The sequence below is a fragment of the Neorhizobium huautlense genome (assembly GCF_030811685.1).
In the GTDB taxonomy this organism is placed as follows: domain Bacteria; phylum Pseudomonadota; class Alphaproteobacteria; order Rhizobiales; family Rhizobiaceae; genus Neorhizobium; species Neorhizobium huautlense_A.
This window is the reverse complement of record NZ_JAUSRF010000025.1, coordinates 37,220-62,056: the sequence shown is the minus strand read 5'-3', so window position 1 is coordinate 62,056 and position 24,837 is coordinate 37,220. Positions and strand designations below refer to the sequence as shown.

At 60.7% G+C, this 24,837-nt stretch carries 20 protein-coding genes; 11 read left to right on the top strand and 9 right to left on the bottom strand.

The genetic code is table 11. The features are described from left to right. Positions 1–34: 34 nt before the first annotated feature. Genes J2T09_RS25420 through J2T09_RS25400 form a run of 5 tightly spaced genes read left to right on the top strand, consistent with a single transcriptional unit; the run spans position 35 to position 5,876 of the window. A complete protein-coding gene (locus J2T09_RS25420; RefSeq protein ID WP_306839876.1) occupies positions 35–286 on the top strand; it encodes an acyl carrier protein in 252 nt (83 codons plus the stop codon). Next, positions 286–1,467 (top strand): acyl-CoA dehydrogenase family protein, encoded by a 1,182-nt coding sequence (locus J2T09_RS25415; RefSeq protein WP_306839875.1) that lies wholly within the window; start codon positions 286–288, stop codon positions 1,465–1,467. The genes J2T09_RS25420 and J2T09_RS25415 overlap by 1 nt, the downstream gene beginning before the upstream one ends. 39 nt (positions 1,468–1,506) lie before the next feature. After that, a complete protein-coding gene (locus J2T09_RS25410) occupies positions 1,507–2,418 on the top strand; it encodes an amino acid--[acyl-carrier-protein] ligase (protein WP_306839874.1) in 912 nt (303 codons plus the stop codon). A gap of 1 nt (position 2,419) precedes the next feature. Continuing rightward, positions 2,420–3,394, top strand: a complete 975-nt coding sequence (locus tag J2T09_RS25405) for a DUF1839 family protein (RefSeq protein WP_306839873.1) — start codon at positions 2,420–2,422, stop codon at positions 3,392–3,394. 40 nt (positions 3,395–3,434) lie between these two features. After that, positions 3,435–5,876 carry a glycosyl hydrolase 2 galactose-binding domain-containing protein gene (locus tag J2T09_RS25400; protein ID WP_306839872.1) on the top strand — a complete coding sequence of 814 codons (2,442 nt, stop codon included), beginning with the start codon at positions 3,435–3,437 and terminating at the stop codon, positions 5,874–5,876. 12 nt (positions 5,877–5,888) lie between these two features. On the opposite strand, the gene J2T09_RS25395 is transcribed toward J2T09_RS25400, so the two are convergent. Next, positions 5,889–7,694 carry an alpha/beta hydrolase gene (locus tag J2T09_RS25395; protein ID WP_306839871.1) on the bottom strand — a complete coding sequence of 602 codons (1,806 nt, stop codon included), beginning with the start codon at positions 7,692–7,694 and terminating at the stop codon, positions 5,889–5,891. Positions 7,695–7,983: 289 nt separating this feature from the next. On the opposite strand from J2T09_RS25395, the gene J2T09_RS25390 reads away from it, so the two are divergent. Beyond that, positions 7,984–10,638 (top strand): aminotransferase class III-fold pyridoxal phosphate-dependent enzyme, encoded by a 2,655-nt coding sequence (locus tag J2T09_RS25390; RefSeq protein WP_306839870.1) that lies wholly within the window; start codon positions 7,984–7,986, stop codon positions 10,636–10,638. A 385-nt stretch (positions 10,639–11,023) separates the two neighbouring features. Next, positions 11,024–11,221, top strand: a complete 198-nt coding sequence (locus J2T09_RS25385; RefSeq protein ID WP_306839869.1) for a hypothetical protein — start codon at positions 11,024–11,026, stop codon at positions 11,219–11,221. Positions 11,222–11,337: 116 nt separating this feature from the next. On the opposite strand, the gene J2T09_RS25380 is transcribed toward J2T09_RS25385, so the two are convergent. Both J2T09_RS25380 and J2T09_RS25375 read right to left on the bottom strand, forming a co-directional pair. Further along, complete coding sequence (locus J2T09_RS25380) at positions 11,338–11,574, bottom strand: Lrp/AsnC ligand binding domain-containing protein (protein WP_153353411.1); 237 nt, start codon at positions 11,572–11,574, stop codon at positions 11,338–11,340. 66 nt (positions 11,575–11,640) lie between these two features. Beyond that, a complete protein-coding gene (locus J2T09_RS25375) occupies positions 11,641–12,567 on the bottom strand; it encodes a LysR family transcriptional regulator (RefSeq protein ID WP_306839868.1) in 927 nt (308 codons plus the stop codon). A 100-nt stretch (positions 12,568–12,667) separates the two neighbouring features. Here J2T09_RS25375 and J2T09_RS25370 point away from each other — a divergent pair, with 100 nt between their 5' ends. From J2T09_RS25370 to J2T09_RS25360, 3 genes are all read left to right on the top strand, one after another. Continuing rightward, the gene (locus tag J2T09_RS25370; RefSeq protein WP_306839867.1) at positions 12,668–13,951 is read left to right on the top strand and encodes an NAD(P)/FAD-dependent oxidoreductase; all 1,284 of its coding nucleotides are present in this window, start codon (positions 12,668–12,670) and stop codon (positions 13,949–13,951) included. A gap of 108 nt (positions 13,952–14,059) precedes the next feature. Further along, positions 14,060–15,601, top strand: a complete 1,542-nt coding sequence (amaB, locus tag J2T09_RS25365; protein ID WP_306839866.1) for an L-piperidine-6-carboxylate dehydrogenase — start codon at positions 14,060–14,062, stop codon at positions 15,599–15,601. 13 nt (positions 15,602–15,614) lie between these two features. Then, complete coding sequence (locus tag J2T09_RS25360; protein WP_306839865.1) at positions 15,615–16,592, top strand: P1 family peptidase; 978 nt, start codon at positions 15,615–15,617, stop codon at positions 16,590–16,592. Positions 16,593–16,640: 48 nt separating this feature from the next. Here J2T09_RS25360 and J2T09_RS25355 read toward each other — a convergent pair whose 3' ends face one another. After that, entirely contained in the window at positions 16,641–17,549 is a 909-nt protein-coding gene (locus tag J2T09_RS25355) for an AraC family transcriptional regulator (RefSeq protein ID WP_306839864.1), read from the bottom strand. Positions 17,550–17,647: 98 nt separating this feature from the next. Here J2T09_RS25355 and J2T09_RS25350 point away from each other — a divergent pair, with 98 nt between their 5' ends. Next, positions 17,648–18,400, top strand: coding sequence for an SDR family oxidoreductase (locus tag J2T09_RS25350; protein ID WP_306839863.1), 753 nt, complete (start codon positions 17,648–17,650; stop codon positions 18,398–18,400). Positions 18,401–18,495: 95 nt separating this feature from the next. On the opposite strand, the gene J2T09_RS25345 is transcribed toward J2T09_RS25350, so the two are convergent. The 5 genes from J2T09_RS25345 to J2T09_RS25325 form a co-directional block, all read right to left on the bottom strand. Further along, entirely contained in the window at positions 18,496–19,866 is a 1,371-nt protein-coding gene (locus J2T09_RS25345; RefSeq protein ID WP_306839862.1) for an APC family permease, read from the bottom strand. Between the two features lie 153 nt (positions 19,867–20,019). Next, a complete protein-coding gene (locus tag J2T09_RS25340; protein WP_306839861.1) occupies positions 20,020–21,171 on the bottom strand; it encodes a glycosyltransferase family protein in 1,152 nt (383 codons plus the stop codon). A gap of 1 nt (position 21,172) precedes the next feature. Further along, a complete protein-coding gene (locus J2T09_RS25335; RefSeq protein ID WP_306839860.1) occupies positions 21,173–22,417 on the bottom strand; it encodes a glycosyltransferase in 1,245 nt (414 codons plus the stop codon). A 7-nt stretch (positions 22,418–22,424) separates the two neighbouring features. Further along, complete coding sequence (locus J2T09_RS25330; protein WP_306839859.1) at positions 22,425–23,633, bottom strand: glycosyltransferase family protein; 1,209 nt, start codon at positions 23,631–23,633, stop codon at positions 22,425–22,427. Between the two features lie 39 nt (positions 23,634–23,672). Then, complete coding sequence (locus J2T09_RS25325; protein WP_373458643.1) at positions 23,673–24,833, bottom strand: ABC transporter permease; 1,161 nt, start codon at positions 24,831–24,833, stop codon at positions 23,673–23,675. Positions 24,834–24,837 lie beyond the last annotated feature (4 nt).

Here is a 24,837-nt window from a genome sequence, read left to right as displayed (position 1 = left end):
TCGATGAACAATTGAATGCGTGGGAGATGTCGAGATGAACGAGACTATTCGCGAACTGCTGGGCCGTGTCGGCGGCCTGCCGGTGCCGGTGACTGAAATCGCCGATGATGCGGACCTTTATGCCGCCGGCCTTTCCTCTTTCGCATCCGTACAGGTGATGCTGGCAATCGAGGAAAGCTTCGATATCGAATTTCCCGACAGCCTGCTGAACCGCAAATCCTTCGCCAGCATCAAGGCGATCGAGGAAACCGTGGCGCAGATCATCAAGAGCCGCGAGGCAGCCTGATGTCTTTCGCTGCACTCGCCACCGACAATACGCTTGCCACCCGCGCGCAACGCGTGGCGGCAGTCGCAGCAGAATTTTCAGACACGGTCGACGCGGAAGGCCGTTTTCCGAAAGAGGCCGTCGATGCCATGAAGGCCGAGCGGCTGCTCGGCATTCAGGTGCCGTCAGCCCATGGCGGCGAAAGCGCTTCGCTTCTGGAAATCGCCGAAGTCTGCTCGATCCTCGGCCAAGCCTGCGCCTCGAGCGCGATGATTTTTGCCATGCACCACATCAAGCTTTCAAGCCTGGTGGAGCACGGTGAAGAGAGCCAATGGCATCTGGGTTTCATGCAGGAAGTGGCGGGACGCCAGCTGCTGCTGGGATCTGCCACGACCGAAGGCGGGATCGGCGGCAACCTGCGCAATTCGATCTGCGCGATCGAGATCGACGGCGCGACCTGCCGGCTGGAGAAGGACGCGACCGTGATTTCCTACGGATCGCAGGCCGACGCCATTCTGATCACTTCGCGCGCCAATGCCGATGCCGCCCCGAGCGACCAGGTGATGACGGTGTTCCGCAAGGGCCAGTATACGCTGGAACAGACCCATGTCTGGGATACGCTTGGCATGCGCGGCACCTGCTCGGATGGTTTTTTGTTCAAGGGCGAGGCGCCGGCCGAACAGGTTTTCCAAAAGCCTTTTGCCGAGATCGCCGCGCAATCCATGCTGGCCACCTGCCACCTTCTGTGGAGCGGTGTGTGGTTCGGTATCGCCACCGATGCGGTTTCGCGGGCCCAGTCCTTTGTCCGTGCCGCGGCGCGCAAATCGGCCGGTCAGGTTCCGCCCGGTGCGCTGCATCTGGCCGAAGCCTCCAACCTTTTGCAGTTGGTGAAATCCAACCTGCTTTCCGGTATCCGGACCTATGAAGATGCCAAGGCAGATGGTGAAAAACTATCTTCGATGAGCTTTGCGATCGCCATGAACAATATCAAGATCGCCTCTTCGCAGACGATCCTCGATATCATCAACAAGGCGATGCTGATCTGCGGCATCATGGGTTACAAGAACGGCACACCCTATAGTCTGGGCCGGCATCTGCGTGACGCCCATTCGGCGCAGCTGATGATTTCCAACGACCGTATCCTTGCCAACTCATCGACCATGCTTCTGGTGCAGAAACCGGATTTCAGCCTGCTGGGCTGAAATCCGAGACCATTTTTCCTTTTCCTCAGGGGTGACGTGATGGATATGCAGACCTCCTTTCTCGACCGGCTGTTCGATGCCGGCCTGCTGATCGATACCGGTGTCGATGGGCTTTATGGCCGCAGCGGCCAGTTCGAAGAGGTGATTGCCGCCTTCGAACGGCTGATCGACAAGGTGGGCGGTGCTGACGGCGCCGAAGCGATGCGCTTTCCGCCGGGCATGAACCGCGCCTTTTTCGAACAAAGCGGCTACATGAAAAGTTTTCCGCAGCTGGCCGGCACCGTGCATTCCTTCTGCGGCAGCGAGCTCGACCATATGAGCCTGTTGAAATGCATGGAAGTGGGCGAGGAAGACTGGACCAAGGACCAGCAAGCCACCGACATCGTGTTGACGCCGGCCGCCTGCTATCCGCTTTACCCGACCGTCGCACGGCGCGGAAAGATTTCGGCCAAGGGCGCACTTTATGACCTGCAGAGCTACTGTTTCCGCCACGAGCCTTCCAAGGACCCGGCCCGCCAGCAGCTTTTCCGCATGCGCGAGTACGTTTGCATGGGTACGGAACAGCATGTCACCGATTTCCGCCAGAGCTGGATGGACCGTGGCGTCGAGATGATGAAGGCCGTGGGGCTGGATGTGACCATCGACGTGGCCAACGACCCATTCTTTGGTCGTGCGGGAAAAATGATGGTCAACAATCAGCGGGACCAGAATCTGAAATTCGAACTGCTGATCCCGATCACCTCGACATCAAACCCGACCGCCTGCATGAGCTTCAACTACCATCAAGATAGTTTTGGCACCAAATGGGGGTTGAACCTGGAAGACGGCAGCGTGGCGCATACCGCCTGCGTCGGTTTCGGGCTGGAGCGCATCGCGCTGGCGCTGTTCCATACGCATGGCCTTGATGTCAACGAATGGCCGGAAAACGTCCGTGCCACGCTCTGGGGCTGAGATGACCGCCGTTTTTCCGCAGATCGACCCGGCCACCTACCAGCCACATGCACTGCATGCGGTTGACCGCATCTGGCCGGAAACCAATTGTTATGTCGATCTGTGGATCGAGGTGCTCTCCGCTGCCGGCCTGCCGCCGGAAGCGATGCTGGGTTTCACCCTGACTCAGGATTTCGAAGGCGACCAGATGACCTTTTTCAAGGTGCCGCTGGAAGATCTCGAAACGCTCTACGGCATCCGCGTCACCGAACTGGCAATTTTTGGCGGGCCGGAAAACCATGTGCTGGAGCAGATTTCTCGCGGACGGCTCTGCCTTCTCGAGATGGACAGTTTTTATCTGCCCGACACACGTGGTCTGACCTATGGCACAGAACACGGCAAAACGACTGTCGCGATCAACCGGCTCGATCTGGCCGGCAGAAGCATGGACTATTTTCACAATGGCGGCTTTTTCTCGCTCTCCGGCAAGGATTTCGACGGGATCTTTCAGCATCACCTGACGGCAAACGATCCGCCTTTCCTGCCCTATACGGAGTTTGCGAAATTTCCGGCTGGAAGGCCCGATATGAGCACGATCCGCAATGAGGCAGAACGGCTTTTGCGTCGGCATTTTGCGCGCCGGCCGGTCAACAATCCGGTGCGCGCGTTTGCAAATGTGTTTCCGGCTCAGGCGAAAACGCTGGCCGAGCGCGAATTCGCGTTTTTTCACAAATACGCATTCAATACGCTGCGGCAGATGGGCGCCAATTTTGAACTGCTGGCTTCGCACCTGATCTGGTTGGATCGAGGCGAACTGGCAGTCCATGCGGAAAAGATCGCCGAGACGGCGAAATCCTCGCAATTCCTGCTGGCGCGGGCACTGGCGCGGAAAAAATTTGAACCGCTGGCTACGGCGCTCGATCCGGCAGCCGAGGCCTGGGACCTGCTGATGACGGGACTTTCGACAGAGCTTGGCGGCGCGCGCGAGGCCGCCTAAAACCATCCCTGACAGGTGGCGCGGGAATGGGGATGGCGGAATGAGCAGCGAAGATTTTCTGGGTGATGGCTGGACGCTGACGTTAAGCGATGCCGGTGCTTATGCCGCGCCCGGCAATATTCCCGACCATGCCGAAACAATCACCGCATCCGTGCCGGGCACCGTGGCATCAGCCTTGCGCGCGGCCGGGCGTTTCGATGCCGGCATTCCGACCTCGCTGGAACATATTGATGCGTGGTACCGGCTCGATCTGGCAGGCGAAAGTGGCGAGGCCATATTGCGGTTTTCCGGCCTGGCGACCGTCGCCGAAGTTTATCTGAACGATGTCCTGATCCTCGCTTCCGGCAGCATGTTCGAAGCGCATGATGTGCCGGTGATGCTGACCGGTTTCGACCGTGTGTCGATCTGCTTTCGCGCCATCGGCCCGCATTTGAGCAAAACCGGACCGCGCGCCCGCTGGCGGCCCCGCATGATGCGTTCGCAAGGCCTGCGTTTACTGCGCACCACGGCGTTGGGTTTCATGCCCGGATGGTGCCCGGATGTGGTGGCGGTGGGGCCATGGCGCGCGATCTCGCTTGTGCGCGCTGATGAACTGCGGGATTTTGCCATCCATGCAACGCTGCGAGAGGATGGCACCGGGCTCCTGACCGTTTCATTTGCCGCCGAGTCTGCAAGCGCAAACCTGCGACTTTTCTGTGCGGGACATGAAACCGACTTCGCCCTTACGGATGGGCAGATGCGCGCAGAACTGCTTTTGCCGGATGTAAAACCATGGTGGCCACTGATCCATGGCGAACCGGTTCTGCATGATGTGATTGTCAAGAATGATACCGGCGAACAACTCATCGGCCGTACCGGTTTTCGGCGGATCGAAATCGATCGAGGAGCCGATGGCAATAATTTTGCCATTCGCGTGAATGGCACAGACATTTTTTGCCGAGGCGCCGTCTGGACCTCTGCCGATATCGTGTCTTTGCCCGGAGGGCGAGCGGATTACGAACCGTGGCTGAAACTGGCGGCGGAAGCGGGCATGAACATGATCCGCATTCCCGGTATTGCGGCTTACGAGACCGCGGAATTCTTCAAGCTTTGCGACGAACTGGGCATCATGGTCTGGCAGGACCTGATGTTCGCCAATTTCGATTACCCGGCTAATAATGAAGCCCTGTTGATTCACGTGAAAACGGAAGTCGAACAATTTCTGAAGCTTACCTCGGCCTCGCCATCGCTAGCGATCCTGTGCGGCGGAAGCGAGATGTTTCAGCAGGGCGCGATGATGGGCTTGCCGGAGCGCATCTGGAAAGGTTCGCTAGCGACCGACACTCTGGCCGGACTGTGCCGCGACGGACGCATCGATACGCCTTACGTGGAAAACTCGCCGAGCGGCGGAGCGCTGCCGTTTTTCCCCCATGCCGGCGTAGCCCACTATTACGGCGTCGGTGCCTATTGCCGGCCGCTTGACGATGCGCGCCGCGCCAATGTGCGCTTTGCCGCCGAATGCCTGGCTTTTTCCAACGTGCCGGATGCGGATACGCTGGAACGAGATCTGCCGGTGCCGCCCTCGCATGACCCGCGCTGGAAGGCCCGCGTACCGCGCGATGCCGGTGTCTCCTGGGATTTCGAGGATGTGCGCGAACATTATCTGCAGGAACTCTACGGGTTCGAGCCGGCAAGACTGCGTTATGAAGACCCTCAGCGCTACCTCGCCTTTTCGCGCGCCGCGACGGCCGAAGTGATGGAGGCGAGCTTTGCCGAATGGCGACGGCCGGGGTCCACTTGCCATGGTGCCTTGGTCTGGACCTTGCAGGATTTGTTGCCCGGCGCCGGCTGGGGCGTGATCGATGCGACGGGCCGGCCGAAATCGACCTGGCATGCGCTGAAACGGGCGTTTCGGCCGGTGCAGATCGTGATGTCCGACGAGGGCACCAATGGCCTTGATGTTCATATCCTCAATGACAGCGCCGTTGCACGGGACGTATTGGTGGAACTTGCCTGTCTTCGTGATGGGCGCCAAGTGGTGGTCAGCGGCAACAGGGCGATAACGCTTGATGCGCGCCACGGCGTGACACTGGCCGCGACTGACCTGTTCGGCGCCTTTTTCGACACGACCTATGCCTATCGTTTTGGCCCGCCCTCGCATGATGTGACCGTGGCGCGGCTGAAGGATGCGGCGAGCGGTGAGATCATCGCCGAAGCCTTTCATTTTCCGCTGGGGCGGACACGCGCTCTGCATGCAGGAGTGATCGAGGCAAGCCTAGTGAAGGGTGAGGATGGCGGCTGGGTGCTGCAGCTTTCAGCCGATCGTCTGGCACAATCGGTTTCGATCAGCGTCGAGGGATTTCGGGCGGCGGAAACCGGCTTTCATTTGGCGCCCGGTGCCGTGAAACAGGTGGAACTGGTGCCTTTGACGGATGCTGATTCGAACAATCTGCCGAGCGGATCGATCGGCTCACTGGGGAACGACCATCTGATCCGCTTCTGACGATGCTGCGCGTCAGGAGTTATGCAGTATATCCGGCCGATCTGCGGTCGATTGCGGCGCCTGCCCAATCTGCAGGGCCATATGGCGAACCGCCGACAGGTAGGTTTCACGGGCATAAGCCGGTGTGAGATTGTGGTCGGCGGCAGGGATCATCGTCACCGAAACATTGTCAAAACCGGCAAGCCGGCCACCGCCCTGGCCAAAATAATAATCGAACTCTTCAAGCCCATAATCGTTTTCGCTGTAAAGCAGCGCCACCGGCTTGTTTTCCGCCTGCAGATGGCGAAACAGCGTCTGTACCGAGCGGCCATGCGGCAGCCAGAAGCGGACCACGCCAAGCGCGCGGTTGCGGATACGACCAGCCAGACTTTTGCCGATATGAGAGAGTGCGCTGACGACATGTATTTCGCCGCGCAAAAGGCGTTTCACGGTCTCCAGCCGCAGCGCGCGCGCGCCATATTCGCCAAGGCTGCGGCCAGCATTGTTGACGGCTTCTTCCACCGAGCGACCAGTTTTCCATCGGAACGTGGCGATATTGACGGCAACGACGCCGGTGATCCGGCTGTCGATCTCGGCGCATTGCATGGCGAGATAGGCCCCGCTGCAGCGCCCGGCCGCGATGACGGGTCGTGTATCGAGAGACTGGAGGAAGTTGATCGCTTCCTGCAGGTCGAGATTCTGGCCTGAGCCATAAAGCACCTGTTCCGGTTCGCCTGGCCTCGGCGGGCTATCGCCGGCATTGGCGGTATCGAAACGCAGCGAGCTTATGCCGAAACGCGCCAGTTCGCGGGCAAGATAAAGCGTGGCCCGGCCCCAGCCGCAATGTCGGTCATAGGCGGATGAGACGAACACCACCGTGGCGCCCTGACGCTCGCCCTGCGGTTCGCACAACATGCCGGACAGGCGCCGATATTGGCCGAAGCGCAGCGGGGTTTCGCAAAAAACGTCTCCGACCAACGGCGCGCTCGGCACCGGCAGGGCGGGCGTACCGGATAGCAGGATCTGCGCCGAGGGCAGTGAAACGACCCAATCGAGCAGATTTTCAATGACGGATGGCGCGGCCCTTGCCGCCAGCGGATTGGACACCAGCCGGTCATACCCCTCGAAATTTTGGCGCGTGACGTTTGCGCCGAGTGTTTTCAGCTGCGCGGCAAAAGCGGCATCTGCCGGGCGATCCGGCCGTTCCACGACGAGACAATGGCAGGCCGGCACGCTTTTGAGGCTCAGAAGGTCGGCCTTGCGAACATCCTGCGCCACCGCAGACGGCATGATCAGGGAGGCGATCGAGACACCCTCCTTCAGCCGCTGTTCTTCGGAAAGGCCGAGATTTTCATCCACGACCCTGGACCACAATGCCAGTTCGCGCAGATGCATGCGGCCGGATGTGACCGGGGCCAGAAAGGCGATTGCTTCGGTATCCGGCAAAAGCGGAGCCGCTTCAGCGGCGACGACAGCACCGAGCCCCTGCGAGACGACGATGATTTTGCTGCAGCCGGACAGGTGGCGAAGTTCGGTGGCCGCCTGAAGCAGGTTCTGGGTCCATGCGGAAAGGCCCTGCAGATCGCACGCGCCATCCAGTGCATCGCCGGTATCGGGATAATCGAAACGCAGGCTAGCAATGCCGCGATCGGCGAACTTTTCCGAAAGGACGCGCCAGAATTTGCGCGTGCACATTTCCTCCAGTCCCCAGGGACTGGCGAAAAGAACCGCGAGATCGACCGGCGAGGCATTTTCAGCGGGCGGGGTGTAGAGACCGACCGTGCCGGCAAAGGTGAGCGGCATGGCAGCGGAGCGCGGCAGAACCAGGGGAAGGGTCATACAAGTCAATCCGCTTGGCCGCGCAGGCTATGGAACGATTTTTGAGATGCGCACCATGAGGTGTCAGCCCGAAAAACCGATCACCGCATGTCTGCCATCACAGAAAATCCTAGCCTGTTTACATGCATAAATGCTTAAACTTTACGCGACAGCTTTAGGTTTTGCGGCTTACCGGATCCGGCGTTGGCCCGGCGTGTAAAAGCGCTGCAACAACAAGGATGAAGTGCAGCCTATGGACGTGAGCGAAGACTGCGCTAATCTTATCATGGAGTACCCTTCGGAGAGTTGAATGTCCGACCTTTCTGCCGAGACGTTTCCCCCACCTCAGCGCACGGACGAAGACACGCCTTCAACGGCGATCGAACAGATTCTTCGAGACCATTACGGCCTGTCCGGTCATGCCGAACCCATCGATGGCGAACCGCAAGCCTATGTGATCGATAACGGCCACATGCGTTATCGGCTGGATCTGGCAAGTGCCGAGCATGCAAGGGAACTGGCGCTGGAAGCACAGATATTGCGGCACCTTGCCCGGCAGGCGGATGCGCCCGATGCACCGGAAGCGGTAACCACGCAGGACGGGCAGGATGTGGTGGCATTGGCCAGCGAGGGCGGTGAAAGCGGCGAGGCCGTGCGCCTCATTACTCTTCACGATGTGAGCAGACTGCCGGAAACCCACGTTCTCGATGCCGAGGATATGGCGGGCATCGGCCGCCTGGCCGGCGAAATGGCAAAAAGCCTCTCCGATTTCGATGAACCGGGACTGGAACGCTCGGTCGATACCGACCTGCGCCATGCCGGGCCGGTGGTGCTGCGGCTTTTGAGCGGTGTCAGCGATCATGCGGTGCGCGATCCGATTGCCAAGGTTCTGGTGACGGCACTTCGGCAGGTGCAGCCGCTTGGCCCGATGCTGCGTATCCAGCCGGTGCATCACGACCTGACAATCGCCCGCATGAGCGGCCGGGTGACGGAAGACGGCATCTGGCGACCCGAGGGGATTACCGATGTGGCAGCCGTGGTGCGCGGCTGGCTGGCGGCCGCGCTTGCGGTCACCTGTGCCGATCTGATCGCCCATGGCGGCAATGACCCGTTCGACATCCTGCCGGCCGTGCGCGCCTTTCACGATACCTATCCGCTCAGCGAGCCGGAATTGCGGGCCCTGTGGCCGCTGATTGTCGCGCGCGCCTGCGTGCTGGCCGCGCAGGCAGAGCATGAGGCTATTGCCGCAGCCGCCGTGGATGGCGAAGCCGGTGCGATTGCCGCCTCTGAAGACCACGCCGGTAAAAAAGTGTTTGCCGTGACGACCGGCGTTCACCCGGCGCTGATGGAAGCCGCCATTTTCGATGCGACCGGTTTTGATGCCGGCAATCCTACGGTCCTTTCGGAAGATATTTGCCGGCTGCTGCCGGAAATCGATGTCGAGCAGATCCGCCTCGTCGATCTCGGCATCGACAGCCCGCTTCTGATCGACGGCAACTGGACCGACCCGGAAATCGACTGGCGTCTCCTGGCGCGGGTTTCCTGGGAAACGCATATGGGCGCCACCCGGTATGGCGAATACCGGTTTTCCCGCAGCGTCGGTCAGGATGGTGGCGAGGCCGACAATTACGCCCTGCATGTGGATATCTGCGTGCCGGCCGGCAGTGTGGTGGTGGCGCCGTTCGGCGGCATGCTGAAGGAGGTCGGCCAGCAGTTGGTTCTCGTGGGTCGCGATGCAACACTTTACCTCGAGGGCCTGGTCTGCCCGCTAACCGAGGGCATGGCGCTGTTTGCAGAAGATGCGATCGGTTCCGTGGCCGGTGCCGAAGGTTCCGTCGGTGGCTTGCGTATCCGCTTGTGCCGCAACGAGGAGATCGTGCCGCCTCTGTTCACGACGCCATCGCGGGCGGGCGCATGGCGCAGGCTCTGCCCCTCTCCTTCGCAACTGTTGGGTATAGACATCGATGCACCGACGCCCAAAATCGGCCAATCGGTGCGCGGCTGGCGCGCCAACCTTTATGACGGCATCGGCCGCGCCGTCACCGACCTTTCCGGAGCCGCCGGCATTGTCGGTTATGGACACCCGGCGCTAGCAGAAGCCGCTTACCGCCAATGGTCGCTGCTGGCGGGCCCTGCCGTTTCCGCCGCCGAACAACGGTTTCGCGACGAATTGCTGAAAACCCTGCCGCAGGGACTGGATGTGATTGTCGCCATCGGCCCGGAACGCGAGATGATGGAACTGGCGCAGAACCTGCTGCGCGGCGATGACCGCCAGCCAGGCTTTTTCGATATGGAAGAAGGGCTGGAGGACGGAATTGCGCAGGAACCTGCACCCGCCCTGCGCATTGCCGACGAAAGGCTGACGGGTTTTGGCCGCACCGGCCGGCATATCTGGCAGTTCGAACGGGAAGAGACCCTGCCCGACATTCTGGTAACCGGCAGCATTTTGCCCGGAAAGCCGCTTGCCGCTCTGATAACCCGTAGCGATCCTGGCATGCCCCTCGGCGAAAACATCACCGCTGCGACTGATGCCGTCGATTATGCCGTGGCAGCCGCCGCCCTTGCCGCCCTGCGCGATGACGGCCTGCAGGAAAACGCCCAGCTGGTGGGTGAGCATCTGCGAACGCTGCTGGAGCCGCTGGCAAGCGAGCACGGCATCACCATTGGCGGCGAAGGCCTTGTCATCGATCTGGCCCTTACCGGAGGCGACGCCGAATCCGTGGCGCGTGCCCTTCAAAAACGCGGCTTTATGACACCTGATATCGATGATCCAAGCCGCCTGATTTTACGCCCGCCGCTTTGGCTCGATCACGCCGCAGCGGAAAAACTTGCGAAAACCCTGTCCGGCATTCTGGTTGAACGGTACGCCCAAGAAGAAAAAACCAATGAAAACATCAGCGTGAACGATCGTGATGAGAATGGTCGGACCGATCCCTTGTCCGACGAGACGGTGATTACTATTTAATTTGAGTTGTCAGAAACGGCGATTTTGCGAATGAGATTTCACAAACTTGCCGTGATCCTGTCATCATAAAGAAAAATATTCTAGCTAAATTGATTTTCGTTGATCGAAGATGAGTTTCGTCGTAGAGAAGATTCGATACTGGAATTTTTGATTCCAGTTTGATCCTAACGCAACGCCAGAAAGGGAGAGTGACATGATTATTATGACCTGCGTCAACGCCACTCTTAAACCGGGCGTGCGTCGACTTAAACGCGTGGAATGCGTCTCCTCTCCGCGCTGTCGAATGTGACGATCACCGTCTACGGTTCTCAAGTACCCTCGGTTTTCTGAATTAAGTCATTTCGCAGTGCCGCCCTCATGTCGCGGTATCTGCTGGAGCCTGCCCATGCGAAAGCAAGTTATAGAATACGGCGGCGAGCCCGTCGGGATCGTCGTGCCGGATGACAACCGGTTGAAGTTCATCGCCGTGAAGTTTCACGTCATCGACCTGGACGAGCAGCGTTTCGGCTCTGCCGACGAGGTGAAGCTCGCCATTCATGATCACCTGGCCCGTTCGCGCGCCGCAAACCCGGTCCATGTATGATCTTGTCAGGCATGATCGATCCATATTGTCGAAAACGCCGCAAAGCCGGCCGAAAACAATAAAAGCCGCTCCATGTTGGGCGGCTTTTTTGTTGGATCAGATTCGCTTTGGCCGAATCAGAACGCGGTGAAGGTCATCGTCGTCAGCGAACGCTCGATGCCCGGAATGCAGGCGATCTTTTCATTGACGAAACGGCCGATCTCCTCGCCTTCCGGCAGATAGACCTTGGCCAGAAGATCCCAGTCACCGCTGGTGGAATAAAGCTCCGAGACCAGTTCGGTCTTGTAGATGGCATCGGCAACCTCATAGGTCTTGCCGGGAGTGCAGCGCAATTGCACGAAAATCGGTTTCATCAAAAACGTCCCATAGGTCAGGCCGCATTCAAGCGGCCAAGGATTGAATGTCCGACTATTGGCCGATCAGGCCTCCGTTCGCAAGCGATCCCGTATCTTTGTATCAGCGGCAACCTCTTCCAGCAGCCATGCTCTAAAAGCCGCGAGCGGCGGATACGAGACACGATCCGGCGGACAGGCGAGGTGATAACCGCCGGTTTCCACGCCGCCATTTTCGATGGCCGGCACGAGAAGCCCCTGATCGAGTTCGCGGCCGATCAGGAAACGCGGCAGAAGCGCCGCCCCAAGCCCGGCCACGGCCGCCTCCACCATCGGCGCGAACTGATCGAACAACATGCCGTGCAGGGCATCGAACGGCGTGGCGCGACTGGCAAACCATGTTTCCCAGGCATCCGGCCGCGTATTGAGATGCAGAAGCGGCGCGCGCAGCACGTCAGCCGGCCCGGTCAGCGCCCGCCGCAGCTTGAAATCCGGGCTACAGACGGGGATCACGTCTTCCTGCAGAAGGAAGGTGAGATCGGCACCCGGCCAGCGCGGCTCGCCGAAATGGATGGCCGCATCGAGCGTGTCGAACCGAAAATCGAAAGGCTCCAGCCGGGTGATCAGGTTGACCATCATGCCCGGATGTTTTTCCGAAAAACGACCGATGCGCGGTGTGAGCCAGCGCGTGCCGAAAAACGGCAGGACCGCGAGATTGAGCGTGCCGCCGGAAGGGTTGGCGCGCAGATTGAGCGAGGCGCTGGATATGCGCCGCAAGGCTTCCCGCACCTCACGTGCATAGGTGTCGCCGGCGAGCGTCAGCCGGATCGTCTGGCGTTCGCGCAGGAAAAGTGCTGCCCCCAGCTGGCCTTCGAGCGCGGCGATCTGGCGACTGACGGCGCTCTGGGTGAGGCCGAGTTCGCGGGCGGCGGCCGTGACGCTGCTGGTGCGGGCAGCCGCTTCAAACGCGATGAGCAGTGAAAAGGACGGAAAAAAGCGCCTTGGCGGCAGCATGTCATTCCTCCAGCGAATGACCTGTTGAGAACATGTCGATATTCACCGTTCACGTGCCGCTGTAAAGATTAAGGATATCGCGCCATCCGGATATCGCATCATGCTCGACAATCCACGTTCGCACGGCCTTTGGGAAAAGACGGCTCCGACAGCGCCGGTGACGGTGCGCCTTGAAGGCGCTGGGACAGCGGATGTGGTGATCGTGGGGGGCGGTTATACGGGCTTGTCAGCGGCGTTGCATCTGGCCGAGGCGGGCACAAACGTCGTCGTACTGGAAGCGACCGAGATCGGTTTTGGCGGAGCCGGACGCAATGTCGGGCTGATCAATGCCGGCATGTGGGTGATGCCCGATGATTTTCCAAAAGAGCTTGGGCCGGTCTACGGCGAACGCGCACTGACCCTTTTGGGCAATGGCCCGGCGCTGGTGCGGGAAACGATCAGGAAACATGACATCGACTGCGAGCTTGTCGAAAACGGCACGCTGCATCTGGCCGTGGGTGCGGACGGCTTGAAGGAACTGGAGGAGCGCGCCCGCCAATGGCAGAGCCGTGGTGCACCGGTATCCATCCTCGACGCCACGGAAACGGAACGACGTGTCGGAAGCAGCGCCTATGCCGGTGCGCTTCTGGACATGCGGGCCGGCACGCTGCAGCCGCTGGCCTATGCGCGCGGTCTGGCGCATGCGGCGGTCAAGGCAGGCGCAAGATTGTTTACCGGCAGCGCTGTGATCTCGGCTGAAAAGAGCGCCGGAAAGCATGTCGTGCGCACCGCGCAGGGAAAAATTTCGGCGGATTGGGTGATCGTCGCCACTGATGCCTACAGCATCGGGCCATGGGCCGTGACCCGCGAAGAGCAGGTGCACCTGCCCTATTTCAATCTGGCGACACGACCGCTTTCCGACAATCTTCTGCGCACCATTATGCCTGGCCGCGAGGGCTGCTGGGACACGAAGGAGATCCTCTCCTCCTTCCGCATGGATCGGGGCGGTCGGCTGGTGTTCGGCAGCGTCGGCGCGCTGCGCGGCACGGGCACCGGCATCCATAAAAAATGGGCGAAACGATCGTTGGCGCGACTGTTTCCGCAGCTCGGCGAGGTCGAATTCGAGGCGGAATGGTATGGCCAGATCGGCATGACCGACAATGCCCTGCCGCGCCTGCACAGGTTTGATCGCAATGCTATCGGTTTTTGTGGTTACAACGGCCGCGGCATCGCGCCGGGCACGACATTCGGCAAGATTCTCGCCGAGCATATTCTGGGACGCCTGCCCGAAGCGGACATGCCGCTGCCGGTCAGCGATCCGAAATTGCCATCGCTGCGCCCGCTGAAGGAAGCCTATTACGAAGCGGGCGCGCAGATCGCCCATTTGGCCGGCGAACGGTTTTGACCGGATAACAAATATCCCTCACCGCGATTGCCTCTGCCGTCGCCACTTGTACATTGCACGCAATCACGACGCTTCATCTTAAGGGGAGCGCAAAAACTGGAGACCGACATGACCCTTGCCGCACTCGACCTCGCCGCCGACGTGGACCGCATTCTTGCCGATCTCGGCGTGGCAACCTCCCGCTACAAGGGCGGCACCCTGGCCGTTCGCTCTCCCGTCACCGGCAAGCAGATCGGCGCGCTGCCGGAACATTCCGCTGACGACGCAAAGGCTGCGATCGAGAAAGCCCAGACGGCATTTCTTAGCTGGCGCAAGGTGCCCGGCCCCAAGCGCGGCGAACTGATCCGCCTTCTCGGCGAGGAACTGCGCGCCGCCAAGGATGCGCTGGGCCAGCTCGTGTCCATCGAAGTCGGCAAGGTGACATCGGAAGGTCTCGGTGAAGTGCAGGAGATGATCGACATCTGCGATTTCGCCGTCGGCCTGTCGCGCCAGCTTTATGGCCTGACCATCGCCACCGAGCGCGCCGACCACCGGATGATGGAGACCTGGCATCCGCTCGGCGTCGTTGGCATCATTTCCGCCTTCAACTTTCCGGTCGCGGTCTGGTCGTGGAATTCGGCGCTGGCGCTGGTCTGTGGCAATTCCACCGTCTGGAAACCTTCGGAAAAAACACCGCTGACCGCGCTTGCCACCCAGGCGATCTTCGAAAAGGCCGTCAAACGCTATCGCGATGCCGGTTACGAGGCGCCGGAAAACCTTTCGACGCTTCTGATCGGCGGCCGCGAAATCGGCGAAGTGCTGGTCGACCATGAGAAGGTGCCGCTGATTTCCGCCACCGGCTCCACCGCCATGGGCCGTATCGTTGGCCCGCGCGTGGCACAGCGGTTTGGCCGCTCGATCCTCGAACTCGGCGGCAACAATGCCGCAATCGTCACCCCGACCGCCGATCTCGACCTGACGCTGCGCGGCGTTGCCTTCTCCGCCATGGGCACTGCCGGCCAGCGCTGCACGACGCTGCGTCGCCTGTTCGTGCATGACAGCGTTTACGACCAGCTGGTGCCGCGCCTGATCAAGGCCTACCAGTCTGTCACGATCGGCAGCCCGCTGACAGCAGGCAATCTCGTCGGCCCGCTGATCGATAAGGCTGCTTTCGAGAAGATGCAGGCAGCACTCGATGCAGCACGTAGCGCCGGCGGAAAAATTTCGGGCGGCGAGCGGGTTCTCTCCGACGATGCGGCGAACGCCTATTACGTGCGACCGGCCATCGTTGAAATGCCGGGCCAGACGGGTCCGGTAAAAGACGAAACCTTTGCGCCGATCCTTTATGTGATCCGATATTCCGATTTCAACGACGCGATTGCCCTGCACAATGACGTGCCGCAGGGTCTCTCTTCCTCGATCTTCACCAACGACATGCGCGAGGCGGAAACGTTCGTCTCCTCGCAGGGCTCGGATTGCGGCATCGCCAATGTCAATATCGGTCCTTCGGGCGCGGAAATCGGCGGCGCATTCGGTGGCGAGAAGGAAACCGGCGGCGGCCGCGAATCGGGTTCGGATGCCTGGCGTGCCTATATGCGCCGTGCCACCAACACGCTGAACTACGGCCGCACCCTGCCTTTGGCGCAGGGCGTGAAATTCGACATCGATTGATGCCGATGCGCCGATGAAAAACCTGCTGACCGATATTTCGGGCGTGGCCGTTGGCCATGCCACCGATCTCGTGCTCGGCTCCGGCGTAACGGCCGTCGTTTTCGAAAGGCCGGTGATCGCATCCGGCAGCGTGCTCGGCGGCGCGCCGGGTGGGCGGGACACCGCCCTTCTCGACCCATCCATGACGGTCGAGACGGTGGATGCATTTGTGCTGTCAGGCGGTTCGGCCTTCGGACTGGATGCGGCCGGCGGCGTGCAGGCGGGTCTGCGCGCAATCGGGCGCGGCTTGACGGTTGGCACGACAAAAGTGCCGATCGTGCCGCAGGCGATCCTGATGGATCTGCTCAACGGCGGCGACAAGGATTGGGGTCGCCATTCCCCCTATCGCGACATGGGTTTTCAGGCTTTCGAAGCGATCGGGAAGGGCGATTTTGCACTCGGCACGGTGGGCGCGGGAACGGGTGCGACGACAGCGACCTTTAAGGGTGGATTGGGTTCGGCCAGCGCCAGAACGAAAGCCGGGCACAGGGTGGCGGCTCTGGTGGCAGCCAATGCACTGGGATCCGCCACGATCGGCGATGGCCCGCATTTCTGGGCGGCACCGTTCGAACAGGGAAAAGAATTCGGTGGGCTGGGCATGCCTACCACCTTCGACACCGATATGCGCCTGAAAGGCATCAACGTGACGGCAACGACGATCGGCGTCGTGGTAACCGACGCGGTGCTGACCAAGGCGCAGGCGCACCGATTGTCCATTCTTGCCCATGACGGACTGGCCCGCGCCGTGCTGCCCGCCCACCTGCCCTTCGACGGCGACACGATGTTTGCCGCCGCCACGGCTGAAAAACCGGTGGCGGATGTCGCGGAACTGATGGAGATCTTTCATCTGGCGACGCTGGTGACGGCACGGGCGATTGCGCGCGGCGTTTTCGAGGCAACGGCGCTTCCGGTGGAAGGCGCTCAAGGCGCTTGGCGGGATCGGTTTGGGTAAGTAGACAATCGACAACGGCTTACGCGCTACCACCAAACACCCCGACACTCATTCCTGTCTCAATTGGCTGCGGGCATACCGTGCCGGCGGCACGCCTGCATGCCTTGCAAATGCGACGCTGAACGTGCTTGCGGAGCCGTAGCCCACGCGTTCAGCCACGTCATCCATGCCGATCTCGCGGCCCCGCAACAATTGCTTGGCAAGCGCCATGCGCCACACCAGCAGATATTCCATCGGCGGCAGGCCGACGATGCGGCTGAAACGGGCAAAAAATGCCGATCTGGACAGTGAGGCTTCTGTGGCCAGATCGGCGATCGTCCACGGATGAGCGGGGCGCGCATGCATGGCGTGCAGCGCTGCCGACAGGCGTTCATCGGCAAGGCCACGGCTGAGGCCCGGCGATGCGGTGGCTTGTGTGCCTGATCGCAAGGCTTCGATCAGCAACACTTCCAGCAGTCGCTCCAGCACGAGTTCGCGCGCTGGCCGCTGCCCGCGTGTTTCCTCACCGACCAGCTGCATCAGCGTTGCAAGCCGTGGTTCATCGCGAACGATAACCACATCCGGCAGGAGAGGAGCCAGCAAGGCCGCATCCGGCGAGCCAAAACTGCAATGGCCTATGCGCATGCGCAGATCGGCCGCTCCTTCAAGGTTGCCGACGCGAAAACGACCGTCGTCGAGCGGAGTAGGAAACATGGCCTTGAGATCGGCCGGCGCGTCGATGCTCTCATTGGCAAGATCGCGCATGGCCGGCACGAGCACAAAATCGCCGGCCTGCAGCGTGAACGGCTGGCCTCCACCGAACCTGACGCGGCAACGTCCCTCGAGGATGGCGCAATAAAACGGTTCGCCCGTCGCCTCCCGCTCGATCCGCCAGACACCGGCGCATTCGACCAGTTTCGAAAAACGCGCCTTGGGCTGCAGCAACGTGACGATTTCGGCAAGGGGATCGATGGACATGACCAGGACTATCGCTAAAGAAATGAGGATTTTAGAATATATAAAGTCTTACGCTGCGTCACTACCATGGCTTCATTGCTTTTATTCAGGAGAAGCTGATGTCCACGATATTGATTACCGGTTGTTCGTCCGGCTTTGGTCTTGAGACCGCGAAACTGTTTCTCGAACGGGGATGGGACGTGATCGCGACGATGCGCAAGCCCAACCCGGACCTGTTGCCGCCATCCGAGCGTCTGCGCATTCTTGCTCTCGACGTCACCGATTCAGAGAGCATCGCTGATGTCGTCAAAAATGCGGGACCGATCGACGTCCTCGTCAACAATGCTGGTTTTGGAGCGCCCGCGCCGGTCGAGCTTACAGCGCCGGAAACGGTGCAATCGCTGTTCCAGACGAACACGATCGGCACATTGGAGATGATTCAGGCCGTAGCGCCGCAGATGCGCCAGCGCCGGGCGGGCGTCATCATCAACGTCACCTCAACGGTGACCGTGAAGCCCCTGCCGGTGATCGGCGTCTATCGAGCCAGCAAGGCAGCGGTGAACGCATTTACGGAATCCCTGGCGATCGAGATGGAGCCTTTTGGCGTTCGGGTGCATATCGTTCTGCCGGGCCGTTCACCGCAGACCCGTTTCGGGGAGAATGCGCGCCCTCACCTGCGCGGAATGGACAATGCGGATTATGCGCCCTTGCTTCAGCAGTTCGTGAAAGCCGTGCAGGAAGATACGGGACCCGTGACCTATGCACCCGATGTGGCGGAAGCCGTCTGGCGCGCGGCCACGGACCTATCCGCCCCGCTTCGTATTCCCGGCGGCGCCGACGCCGAGCTCTGGATGACCGAAGCCGGTATGTGAGATTTGAGGCGGCGACTGTTCAGGTTGCCGCCTTTTCCTTGCGAAGATGGGGGCACCCGGCGGGAGAATCATGCCCACCGGATCACCAAAACAAATCAGGCCGTTTGCGCCTGCGCCTTCATGAACCGCACCGTCGCGAACCACAACACAACGCCGATGGCGAGCAGGATGGCGGCGATCGTGTATTGCACCGGCTCGCGGCCGGTCCATGGGCCGACGAGGAAGAGGCAGCTGGCCGCACCGATGACCGGCAGGAACGTCGGCGTACGAAAGTGTTTGTGGCCCACCGTGTCCTTGCGCAGAACCAGAACCGCGACGTTGACGAGGGCAAAAACGCCGAGCAGCAGAAGCGCGGTAGTGCCGCCAAGCTCCTTCACGCCGCCGGCGAAGGTGATGAGGCCGATGGCGAGCAGTGTCGTGAAACCGATGGCGACATAGGGCGTGCGGCGCGATTTGTGTACCTTGCCGAGTGACGCTGGCAGCACGCCCTCGCGGCTCATGCCATAGATTAGGCGGCTCGCCATCATCATGTTGATCAGCGCCGAATTGGCCACCGCGAACATGGTGATGACGCCAAAAATGCTGATCGGGAAGTTCGGCGCACCCGCCTGCACGACCTTCAGGAGCGGCGTTTCGCCTTCGCCGAGATCGGCGGCGGAAACCAGCGTGATGGCCGAGATGGCAACGAGGATATAGATGACGCCGGTGATGATGAGGCCGCCCAGCAGCACTTTTGGAAAGATGCGGCTCGGCTGTTTGCACTCCTCGGCCATGTTGACCGAATCCTCGAAGCCGACCATGGCGAAAAATGCGAGTGTGGTGGCGGCCACCACCGACCAGATGACACCGTGATCCCCTGCCGGTTCAAACGTCCAGACACGCGAAACATCGCCCTGGCCATTGCCGATCGCCCAGAAACCGATGCCGATGATGATGAACAGACCGGTGAGTTCCACCACCGTCAGCAGCACATTCATCTTCACGCTTTCACCGACACCACGGAAATTGATGAGGGCGACGGCAGCGATGAAGAACAGCGCCACGCCGGTGACACCATAAGCGCCGAAATCGAACCCGGTTGCTGCGGTGAAATTGGAGGCGAAGGCGCGCGACGCCGTCGAGGCTGACGTGATGCCCGACGACATGACCGCAAAAGCGACGATGAAGGTAATGAAGTGCACTCCGAACGCCTTGTGCGTATAGAGCGCGGCGCCGGCGGCCTGCGGATATTTGGTGACGAGTTCGAGATAGCTGCAGGCGGTGACCAGTGCCACGGCGAAGGCGATCAGGAAGGGCAGCCAGACGACACCGCCAACTTCCGCCGCCACCTGACCGGTGAGCGCATAGATGCCTGTCCCCAAAATATCGCCGACGATGAAGAGAAGCAAAAGGCCGGGGCCGATCATGCGGTTGAGTTCGGTTTTCGGCTCGGCCGAATCATCCGGCTTGGTCACGGGTGTGGTCATCGGGCTTCCTCCTCCAGCGACGATCACGCTCAACGCCGAAGATAGGCCGAAGTTCCGAATTGCGAAAACGCAAATGAGGACAGGTAAGGGTTTGAAAGATTTGGGGCATGGCCGCACCCGCCCTGCCAGCGAATAAGAGGCGCAACGCGCCTGTTACGGCCGCTCTGCCAGAAGCCCGCGCAGGATCCGGGCTGTTTCGCGTGCGCCATCCATGCGGATATCCACCGAGGACGGTGGCGGCAGCTGCAAGGCCTCAGTAATGGCGGCCGACATGCTGTCCTTCGACAGCGAGGCCTCTTCCACCACGACCGCGAGCCCCATGGCCTTCAGTTTTTCAGCACGCTCCGTCTGTTCCGTTTCTCCGCCAGTAGCGAAGGGCACGAGAAGCAGACGGCAGGAGGTCTGCAGCAGATCGCCCACCGTATTGTAACCGGCCTGCGAGATGGAGAGCGATGCCGACGCCAGCAGGTTCGGGAAATCGGGGCGAAAGCGGAACAGCGTCATGTTTTCAGCCGTGCTGCTCGCAAGGCTGTCGAAATCCGCTTGCGGCAGGTTCGGGCCGGTGATGACGCACCATTTCAGCGTGCGATCGAAATCGGCAGAAGCGGCAACGGCGGCCTGCATGAGGGCTGCGCCAACCACGCCGCCACCAGCGGACACGACGATATCGTAACGTTCCTCAGATGGCTTGGGCGCCGGCGGCGCCACCATGCCGGTATAGATGACCCGGTCAGCAATCTCATCTGCGAGCGGGAACGTATTCTCTATGCGAGCAAAAGTCGGGTCACCGTGGACGAGCACGTGGTCGAAATGGTTTTGAACCAAGTCAACAGTTTCCCGATCGCGACCGGGTTTGCGGTTTTCCTGCAGGATATCGCGCACCGAGGCGCAGACGACCGGGCGCGGTTCTGCGGCTTCGATCGCTTCCAGCAGCGGCAGAAGCTCGAAACGCACCTGACGGCGGCCGAAAGGAAAGGCTTCGGTGATGACCACATCCGGCTTTATACGATGGAAGGCATCGAGCAGCATTTTGGTGCGGGCTTCCTCAAAAGCCTTGTCGACCGGTGTGCCATCGGCCTGCGCCAGACCGGCGAATTCGACACCGGTTGCGACTGGCGGCAGCTCGACATGGTCGATGCCCGGCCCCGGAAAACCTTTGACCGGCATGCCACCGGTGACCAGCGTGACGGCAAAACCATCCTCCACCAGTGCCGCCGCGATACGGCTGGCGCGAGCCAGATGGCCGATGCCGAGCAGATGCTGGACGTAGAAAAAGACGCGCGGCTGGCGGTTGGTGGTTGTCATGTCATGCCTTTCCGCGGTGCGCGGCAAACAGCGTTTCGAGCTGGCGAATGCTGGCGCGGTGATCGAATTCGTGGCGGACGCGATGTTCGGCGGCATCGCCGAGACGTTGGCGGAGCGCCGGATCGCGGATCATGCGTTCAAGCGCTGCGGCCAGAGCCGCCGCATCTTCCGGGGGCACGAGCAGGCCGTTTTCGCCATCGACAAACAGTTCGGAAATGCCGGCCTGGGCAGTGGCCACGCAGGCCATGCGCTGGCTGGCGGCTTCGACCAGAACATTCGGCAGGCCATCACGATCGCCATCATCGGTGATGCGGGAGGCCAGCGCAAAGACATCACTGTTGCGGTCGTGTTCCAGCACTTCCACCTGCGCCAGCGCGCCGAACCATTCGATGCGGTCGGTCAGTCCAAGCTGTTCCGCCTGCGCCTTCAGGGCAGACAACTGTTCGCCCCCGCCGATATGACGAAAACGCCAGTGTAGATCTTTTGGCAAAAGCGCCAAGGCGTTGAGAAGCGTATCGTAACCTTTCTTTTTCACGGCGCGGCCGACGGAGAGAATGATGGCGGGGTCTTCTGCGGAAGAGCCATCGCGGACATTCCGCTTTTCGGCAAAGACCGGGAAACGATCGAGATCGAGGCCGTGATAGCTGAGGTTGACGATACCTTCGCGGCCAGCCAGTTCAGTCAGGTGATCGAACCCGGCGCGCGTGCAGGTGACGGCCCAGTTGGCTTGGCTGAGCTTGCCCTGCAGATCCCAGGCAGGAGAGGTCCAGATATCCTTGGCATGCGCCGAGACAGACCATGGAATATTGGCGATCATGCCCGCATAGGCACCGACCGAGGCCGGTGTGTGGATGAAATGTACATAAAGCCAGTCGGCATCCGCCGGCCACTCGGCCACCAGCACGGCCGCCTGGCCGAACCGGCGAAAACGGTTGCGGGAAAAATCACGGGTAAGATCGGTAAAAAACTGGCGCACTGCCTTGCCGAAACCCGGCTTGCGCGCAGCCTTCATGAGCGAGCACAGAACCCGAAGCGGTTCCTCGTGCAGATATTCCGGCAGGTATTTGACCGGTGCACGGATCTCGTCATGGATCGGATGACGTTTCTTGTCCGTCGGGCGGCGCATGGAAAACAGTTCGAGCGACAGCCCGGCCCGTTCCAGCCCCAAGAGTTCCTGCGCGATAAAAGTTTCCGAAAGGCGCGGATAGCCCTTCAGGAGGACGACGATCTTCTTCAATTCCGGCATGTGTTGCTCAGCCCTGCACGACCGTCAGATGATCGCCGTCGCGGCGCTTCATCCATTCACCGACCATGGACGAGATATGGGCAAGCCCCTCAAGCCTGAGGCTTGGATCACCGGCTGAGGGAGCGGGCTGGGTGAGAAGGGTTCGCAAGGCGGCTGCCATACATTTGGGATCGGCGGATTCCTCCGGCAACAGCATGGTGACAAGGCCGAGCTCGGTCGCACGTTGCGCACGGATCAACTGCTCTTCGCGCGGCTGGGTGCGTGGCACGATCAGCGCCGGTTTGTCGAAGGAGAGGATCTCGCAATAGGTGTTGTAGCCGCCCATGGCGACGACGGCCTTGGCATTGGCCACCAGATCTTCCATGCGGTTGTCGAACTCGATCACTTCCAATGGGCCAACACGCGCGGCCGCTTCCTGCAGGCGATGACGCTGTTCGGCAGGCATATAAGGGCCAAGCACGATCAGTGCCTTCTGGGTGAAGGTGGGATCGGCCTCGTATCCGGCAATGACTTCCTGAACGAGATCGGCGCCATCACCACCGCCACCTGTGGTGACGAGAATGTAATCGTCCTTCTGGCGGTGATCGGACTGCACGCCCTCGCCGACGGCGCGTTGCAGAAAGCCGACGAAACTCATTTTCGAGCGGACATTCTGCGGTGCATCGAGGCCGACCAGCGGATCATAGAATTCCGGTGGGCCATAAACCCAGATATCGTCGTAATACTGGCCGATCTTGCGCATCACATCGTTGCGCTGCCATTCCTTGTCGAGCAGATGCGGTGCATCCATGACTTCGCGCAGACCGAGAACCAGCTTGGTACCGCGCGTCTTCAGGTAGGCCAGCGTGTCCTCGACCTCACCGCGCAGGCCGAGCGGCTCCTTGTCGATGATGAAAATGTCGGGATCAAATGTTTCGGCGGTGTGGCGGATGATCGACTGGCGCATCTTCAGGGTTTCCTGAAGATCGATATGCTGGTCCATCGACGTATATTCGCCGTTGCGCAGCTTGATGACCGACGGGATCTTCACAAAATCCACGCGGGCGCGGTAATCGAAGGCACCGGCAATGGTGGCGCCGGAGATGATCAGGACATTCAGGCCACGGTAATCCTCAACCAGCGAATGGGCGATGGCGCGACAGCGGCGCAGATGGCCGAGTCCGAACGTGTCATGGCTGTACATGAGGATGCGAGCGTTATCGAGACGGCGCGTCATGTGGGTCTTTCGTTACAGATTATACGAATTCTATGCGTGTCACTTGTAGGGATCGGCGGCGTCGCGCAAGCCGTCTCCCAAAAAGTTGAAGGCGAGGATCACCACGATGACCGGGATGACCGGGAAGAGAAGCCATGGGTAGAGGGCGATCACGTTAACCGTTCGCGCTTCCGTGAGCAAGACACCCCAGCTTGTGATCGGCGCGCGCAGGCCGAGACCGAGGAAGCTGAGCGTGGTCTCTCCGAGGATCATGCCGGGAATGGCAAGCGTGGCGCTGGCGATGAGATGCGACATGAAGCCGGGCACAAGATGGCGGCCGATAATGCGCGTCTTGCTGGCGCCTATCAGCTGCGCAGCCAGGACATAATCCTCTTCCCGCAGTGAAAAGAGCTTTGAGCGAACCGCCCTCGCCAGCCCCGTCCAATCCAGCAGGCCGAGGATGAAGGTGATGCCGAGATAGATGACCAGCGGGCTCCAGGTGAGCGGCATGATGGCGGCAAGTGCCAGCCAGAGCGGGATGCTGGGGATGGACTGCAAGACCTCGATGATGCGCTGGACGATGAGATCGAACACGCCGCCGCGATAGCCGGCAAGACCACCGATCACGATGCCGAGAATAAAACTTGTGGTGATGCCGAGAAGACCGATCGTAAGCGAAATGCGCGCGCCATAAAGAATGCGCGACAGCACATCGCGGCCGAGGCGATCGGTGCCGAGCAGAAAGAAATCGCCGTTTTCTGCCGGGCAGACGAGATGGCGGTCGGCTTCGAAAAGCCCCCAAAAACGATAGGCGTCCCCCTTGCAGAAGAAACGCAGCGGCTGGACGATGTTGGTGTCGGTATAGACCCGCTTCAGCGTCGTCATGTCGAGCTGCATGCGCTGCTTGTAGACAAACGGCCCGACGAACTCGCCTTCATGAAAGAGATGCACCGATTGCGGCGGTGAATAGATGCTGTCGATATTGCGGGTATGCAGGTTATACGGCGCCAGAAACTCGACGATGATGATCGACAGATATGCAACGAGCAGAAGGATGCCGGAGATCAGCGCCAGCCGGTGGCGCTTGAACCGCCACCACATCAGCCGCAGCTGCGAGGCCTCAGTATAGGCGCTGGAGCCGGCTGCCGCTTCGGTTGCGTAAGGATCGAACGGGGCGGTCGAGACGTAATGATCGAGCGGCTGGCCGCTTTGCGGGAGCATGGGC